At 43.8% G+C, this 5,407-nt stretch carries 6 protein-coding genes; 4 read left to right on the forward strand and 2 right to left on the reverse strand.

The window, feature by feature from the left end:
• Positions 1-132 precede the first annotated feature (132 nt).
• The 3 genes from F6K53_RS35010 to F6K53_RS35020 all read left to right on the forward strand — a co-directional run bounded on the left by F6K53_RS35010 (position 133) and on the right by F6K53_RS35020 (position 1,769).
• Positions 133-828: a hypothetical protein gene (locus F6K53_RS35010; protein WP_293030295.1), complete on the forward strand. Its 696-nt coding sequence runs from the start codon at positions 133-135 to the stop codon at positions 826-828.
• A 115-nt stretch (positions 829-943) separates the two neighbouring features.
• The gene (locus F6K53_RS35015) at positions 944-1,315 is read left to right on the forward strand and encodes a hypothetical protein (RefSeq protein WP_293030292.1); all 372 of its coding nucleotides are present in this window, start codon (positions 944-946) and stop codon (positions 1,313-1,315) included.
• A 286-nt stretch (positions 1,316-1,601) separates the two neighbouring features.
• Positions 1,602-1,769: a hypothetical protein gene (locus F6K53_RS35020; RefSeq protein WP_293083875.1), complete on the forward strand. Its 168-nt coding sequence runs from the start codon at positions 1,602-1,604 to the stop codon at positions 1,767-1,769.
• 357 nt (positions 1,770-2,126) lie between these two features.
• On the opposite strand, the gene F6K53_RS35025 is transcribed toward F6K53_RS35020, so the two are convergent.
• Positions 2,127-3,323, reverse strand: a complete 1,197-nt coding sequence (locus tag F6K53_RS35025; protein WP_293073253.1) for an ISAs1 family transposase — start codon at positions 3,321-3,323, stop codon at positions 2,127-2,129.
• 133 nt (positions 3,324-3,456) lie between these two features.
• Here F6K53_RS35025 and F6K53_RS35030 point away from each other — a divergent pair, with 133 nt between their 5' ends.
• Positions 3,457-3,726, forward strand: coding sequence for a Uma2 family endonuclease (locus F6K53_RS35030; RefSeq protein ID WP_366511387.1), 270 nt, complete (start codon positions 3,457-3,459; stop codon positions 3,724-3,726).
• A 296-nt stretch (positions 3,727-4,022) separates the two neighbouring features.
• Here the strand turns inward: F6K53_RS35030 and F6K53_RS35035 are convergent.
• Positions 4,023-5,083, reverse strand: a protein-coding gene (locus tag F6K53_RS35035) for an ISKra4 family transposase (protein ID WP_293031417.1) whose coding sequence is annotated in 2 segments (ribosomal slippage) — positions 4,023-4,927 and positions 4,927-5,083 — 1,062 coding nt in all. Because the reading frame shifts where the segments join, the coding sequence is not laid out codon by codon here.
• Positions 5,084-5,407: the final 324 nt, after the last annotated feature.

Raw genomic sequence — 5,407 nt, forward strand, 5'->3', positions numbered from 1 at the left:
CTTTGGAGGCATTTCGGAGTGCCATATCTTACCGTTTTGTATGTTGGCTGCAGGAAAATATGGACGTATTTTTAAGATATAAAGCGAGTTTAGGCTTGATTTGGGCTTGATTTTTGCTAAAGTCCCATTATCATGAAAATGATAGCAAAAGAATACCAAAAAATCCTGGAAAAAGAACTCAACCGCAGTACTTATCTATTACTAACTCTAGTTGTAGCAAGTCTTCAATTATTTAAACAAGTGAAGTTAGAGTGGTTAGCCGAAGCACTACCATTCCCAATTTTGTTTGAAAGTCGTCGGCAGAAATTACGGCGTTTCTTGAGAAATAAAAACTTAGGTGTGGAGAAAATTTGGTTTCCCTGTGTAAAGTGTCTATTAAGGAGTATGTTTAAACCCTCCGATACGATATATCTGGCCTTAGACAGAACAAGCTGGGGAGAAATAAATATCTTGATGGTAAGTATAATTTGGAACCACAGAGCATGGCCAGTATATTGGATTTTTTTATCAAAAAAAGGAAGTAGTAACCTCAAGGAACAGCAAGAGGTATTAGGGAAAAGTATTGAGCTGTTATTAGGGCAAATAGATGAGTATATAGTGTGTGTGCTAGGAGATAGAGAATTTTGTTCACCGAAGTTGGGCTTTTGGCTATCAGAAAAAGGGACATACTTTTGTTTAAGACAGAAATGCGATACAAAGATTAAAGTCAAAAAGGGGTTATATAAGGAACTAAGAGAGTGGGGTTTAACTCCTGGGATGAAGCTTTTTATCAATGACCGACAGGTGAGCGACGCAAACCGGCTTTGGGACTTTCAATATTGCGGCTAAGTGGAAAAGGAACTACAAAGGCTTTAAGACAAAAGAACCTTGGTATATCTTAACTAACTTAGTTGATTTAAAAACAGCTATTCTAGCTTACCAAAAGCGTTTTGATATTGAGGAAATGTTTCGAGATTTTAAATCAGGTGGCTATAATCTTGAAGGCTCCAAGCTCAAACATCAACAGCTTAATAAACTACTTATTGTCGTTGCTATTGCTTATACTAGTGCCCTGCTCCAAGGTCAGCACATTAAGAGTATTGGCATTCAAAAATATGTAGCACGACCGGAAACTTCCTCAACCTCACAACGTAGACATAGCTCTTTTTATATTGGTCAACATCTTCATCATTGGCTCCGCCTACAGCAATTGTGCCAACAAACTTTGTCTGAACTTTTGCAAATTAATCGTCGTTGGATTCTCCATTACAATCAGGGCAAACGTGCCATTGAGCTTGCCCTATCTAGTTTTCAATCCCCTTTGTCGCCCTGCTAGCAAAATCCCCCCCTTATCAGATTTGATTCGACAAAAGGCTATAGAGCATGGACTGGTGGGTAGCCCTGCCTGATAAATTGCTGATCCAATCTGTCAACCAGCGGTTATTGAGAAATTGCGAAATATGCCATCAATTATCAAGCGATGTTGACTATTGCCTCTATATTACTCTGGCTTTAGTTGAAATCTTCTTTCTCCTGTTGCTGGTGATATCGATCACAGTTCCATGGTGATCTTTTAACTTTGCAGACACGCCCTAGAACCATTCACGGAATTTATCAAATCTATGTTGTCAGAGCATCCATCATTAACTCTGTCGGAAATGGTGGAAATACTTGAAAAAGAGAAAAAAATTACTGTCCACATTACTACTTTGAGTCTAATCTTAAAAAAACTTAACATAACGCGAAAAAAAAAACGCTATATGCTAGTCAAGCCAAAAGGTCAAGGGTAGCTATATTAAGATGTCTTTATTGGCAGAAAATTACGAATTTTTTAGTAAAAAACCTAGTCTTTTTGGATGAAATTTTAACTTAGGTAAAAAGCGCATTTATGGCCGTTATAAAAGAGGGACTAGAGTTGTCGATTATCGGCCTTATTACAGAGGGAAAAATATCACAATAATCAGCAGGGTAATCGCATCTAAATCGACCCTCAAAATGCTCTAACACTCCCTAAAACTTGATTATCCTCTGAACTGACCAAAGTCAACTAATTGAGTGGTCTTGCACCGGTTCGGCGTTTATGATCTAGGGCTTGACCGAGAACACAGACCTCGATTACCTCTTCCAACTCACCTGCTCAGTGGTGATCAACTACGACTAACACCTGACTTACCGGCACTGGCAGCCAGGATTTCCATCAGGAAGTTATTGTCCATCCCAGCTCGGTAACGCTTCATCTTCAGACTCTGTTTGGAGGGTACCTGCTTGAGTAAACTAACACTTAAACGTCGCAACAATCCCAGGTTCTGTGCCGCATATCCTTGACGAATCCGACTAGCATCTTCGCCAAAGGTGACATCAAGCACCCAATGCAGACTGTTCTCAATACTCCAATGGGAGCGAATCACCGAGTTGTGTCGCTGGGCATCGCCTTCCAGGCTGCTAATGTAAAACCGCACTTCAAACCTGGTTTTGTTCCATAACTTCTGGGTACTCTTGACCATGACAACCGTCTCTAAGCCCGCCCATTGACCTTGCCGAGGCAGTGGTGGTAATTGACTCACGGGCACGACCCAAACTTGGCGAGTTTCTATGCGATGATGTCCACTGTCTATGGTTTCATCGTAGCTGTACTCAATCCCCTGCCAGTTGTGGGCTTGTGCTTGCTCGAACCAAGCCTCTACTTGTTGGCTGAGCTGACCCTGGTTGCCTTTGAGTGCCAAGACATAGTCGCCTTCTGCCTGCTTGATTTGCCGAGCTATGGCGATTTGGGTGCCCATGGCATCAAGGGTGACTACCGCCCCCTTGAGGTTCAGCAATTGCAGCAGGAGCGGCACTGCTGTGATTTCATTGGATTTGCTCTCCACTTTTTGCTGAGCTAAAACCAGCCCATGTTCACTGCTCCAGGCACTCACACTCTGTAACGCCTTCAGTTGACCAGCTCGGTCATAGGAGCCTTTGGTGGTCTTGCCATCGATATGAATCAACTTCAGGGCTAATTTCTCAGTAATACAGCTGACCCAACTCAAGAAACTCGTCTCGAGCTCCTGGGGGTCTAGCAGACCAAACACCCGACCAAAGGTATCGTGTGACGGAATCCCATTGGGCAACTCTAAAAACGTCTCCAGCCACACTTGCTTAGCTTTACCGTAGGTTTCGATGGCCACAAACCCATCGGCACCGGAGAGCACCGCCAAAATGGCAATCGTGATCATGGCCACCAAGGAATGTTTCTGGGTTCGCTCCACTCGGGGATCTCGCAAGTGCTGAAAATGCTTCAGAACACTGTTTTTCAAGATTAACGCTTCACGCTCCTGCTGAGCCTTCACAAAGCCTTTTGCCATAATGACTGACTAGAGAATGCAAATCTTGGCAAATCCAACGGTTAACCGCAACATCCGCTCTGGGACAACCTTGAACACTGACTGGCTATCATACCTATACTCCCTGTAGTTTGTCAAGTACGATTTATACCAAATTAGATGCGATTACCCTGCTTGTTTAATTGTCGAAGTTTTATCTCCCAAAACCGAAGCCTTTGACCGGGGGAACAAATTTTATGACTATCAAAAATTAGACACATTGGTCGAATATGTCCTAATTAGCCAAGACCATCAACGTCTAGACTGCTTCCGCCGTAATGCCCAGGGAATTTGGACATTACAATTTTATGATCCAGGTAGTGAGATTCATCTAGAAAGTGTGGATTTTCGTACGAGTCTTGAGGCTTTGTATGAAGATGTATAGCGGTTTTAAATTAGGTGAGGTACATTTTTTGAGGGAACAGGGAACAGGGAACAGGGAACAGGGAACAGATAATAGGTAAGAGGCAAGAGGCAAGAGGCAAGAGGCAAGAGGGTGAAAATTATTTGTACCTCATTAGAATATAAACCGCTATAACTTTTCCAAAATAATTAAATGCCCAAGAAAATAAGATAACTTAAATCAATGCTAAAACAAGCTAGTTTCTCTTATCGTTCAGTACAAAATTGATAATCGTAGGGTGGGCAGTGCCTAGTGAGTGCATCTCAGTTTTGTAAGACTCAAGTTGAAAATTGCCCGTTGAGGTAGGCACACCGATGCTTCAAGACTTGTGGGACGTTACTCTCATCCCACTGAGCCCCCGAAATCTTGATACGCCGACCCAATTGCTTGACGGTTGATTCGATTGCTCCTGAGCCAATGGAAATGCCCTCGGCTTGATAGTAGCCATAGTTGACAATCCGATGCCGATGCTTGTTGAGGTAGTCAATAAAGTTGCTGACCCGCTGGTGTTGCCAATCAAAGAACTGTTTAATCGCACCATCGACATCCCCTTTCCACAAGCAAGCTTCCACTGCATCCAGCCGCTGTTGGGAGCCACCGACCTTACCCAGGTTCTCGATCAGGTGATACCAATCTAGAATCTCACATCTCTGGGAGTCCCTGCCAATCTCGGCAAAAATATTCCAAATGCCATCATGACCATCCCCCAAACAAGTGAGTGGGGTTGCCAATGGCTGGTGATTAACCCAATTGACTAAGCTTTCATTCTCGTGAAAGAAAGCACCCACAACACGTTCATGGAGATTCACACCTTTGTAATCACGCCACACACAAGGCTCACCTTTGGGGGTGCGTAAACGAACTTTTCCACCATCTACGCTCAGCTCTTCAACTGGTTGCTCTATTTGGGGCAATTCAAAGTTTTGACGATGAACTAGACGTTGCTGAGTGCTGTGGGAAACCGCCATACCCGTCAACACCTTGATGTCAAAAGCGGCGCGCTCGTAAGACCCGTTGGCGCTCAACAGAAGACAACACTTCTCAAGGTACGGACTCCATCTTGTGTAGGGTTTGACATCAAGTTTCTGAGCTTGTTTCTCACTGACACTCAATCTGCCGAGGATGCTGTCGATACTGCGTTTGCGTCCAGCGCAGGTACCGCTGCTGGTTTGGATAAAAAATTTCCCATTTCTGGGCTGACATACTCGAGAATGTGATCACGAACTGCTTCTTCTATGCCTGCGAGGGTTTGAACCTGTTGGGGGTCTGTTTCTTCATAGAGCAAAGCGGCAATTGCTTGAGCGTGGGCTTTGATTTGGGCATGTTTGTCAGCATCCATTCGCAGAACTCACCTGATTATAGGTCAACTTCTCAAAGCTTAGCTCTGATTGCTCAAAACCGAACTTGAGTATTTATGCTCACTGCAAAATCGGGATGCACCCTTCTCATTTGACTTGTCCTCTCGTATATCGACCTAGTAATATTATACTATATGTTAGGATTACCGATTTTGAAAAAAGACAACTGGAGCAAGAGGCCAATCGAAGAGGGATGACCTCGTCTGAGTTTTAAGACAGCTTGATAGCTCGTTTCCCCGAACGCGCCCCGCGTCGGCTTTGCCGAATCCAAGAGACCCTGTGCAAAATTCATCCCACACTCATGC

Source organism: Moorena sp. SIO4A1 (genome assembly GCF_010672065.1).
Lineage (GTDB): Bacteria > Cyanobacteriota > Cyanobacteriia > Cyanobacteriales > Coleofasciculaceae > Moorena.

Excerpts from the sequence above, each read along its gene's own strand:
- F6K53_RS35010 (WP_293030295.1), top strand. The coding sequence starts at position 133 with ATGAAAATGATAGCAAAAGAATACCAAAAAATCCTGGAAAAAGAACTC.
- F6K53_RS35015 (WP_293030292.1), top strand. The coding sequence starts at position 944 with ATGTTTCGAGATTTTAAATCAGGTGGCTATAATCTTGAAGGCTCCAAG.
- F6K53_RS35020 (WP_293083875.1), top strand. The coding sequence starts at position 1,602 with ATGTTGTCAGAGCATCCATCATTAACTCTGTCGGAAATGGTGGAAATA.
- F6K53_RS35025 (WP_293073253.1), bottom strand. The coding sequence starts at position 3,323 with ATGGCAAAAGGCTTTGTGAAGGCTCAGCAGGAGCGTGAAGCGTTAATC.